General features: G+C 37.4%; 1 protein-coding gene. It reads right to left on the bottom strand.

Going from position 1 to position 460, the window contains the following annotated elements; all coding sequences use genetic code 11:
* Window positions 1–61 precede the first annotated feature (61 nt).
* A partial coding sequence (locus tag D7V20_RS19525; protein WP_147395831.1) for an integrase core domain-containing protein occupies window positions 62–460 on the bottom strand: 399 nt, incomplete at its 5' end.

The following is a 460-nucleotide window of genomic DNA, read 5'->3' as shown; positions in this document are numbered from 1 at the left end:
AGAGGTGGTCCCACTTGTTTGAACAACTAAAAGCGTATTTATAAGTGATATTCCGCTCTAGTTAAGCCACCTTGTTTTGTTGGGGTAGCTGATCATAGTAAAACTCATTTGGTGTCATTTTGTCTAGACTCGAATGAGGTCGTTTCAAATTATAAAACTCAAAATATGCACTTAATTGCTTTTTCGCATCTGTGACACTGCTATAAGCTTTGAGATACACCTCTTCATATTTAACGCTCCGCCATAATCGTTCAACCATCACATTATCTACCCATCGACCTTTACCATCCATACTGATTTGAATGCCATTTGATTTCAATACATCAATAAATGCATCACTGGTAAACTGGCTGCCTTGGTCTGTATTAAATATTTCAGGTCGACCATATTTTTCAATCGCTTCATTTAAAGCCGAAATACAAAAATCCACCTCCATACTAATCGATACCCTATGCGCAAG

This window comes from Acinetobacter rongchengensis, from assembly GCF_003611475.1.
GTDB lineage: Bacteria > Pseudomonadota > Gammaproteobacteria > Pseudomonadales > Moraxellaceae > Acinetobacter > Acinetobacter rongchengensis.
This window is presented reverse-complemented; position numbering and strand designations above follow the sequence as displayed.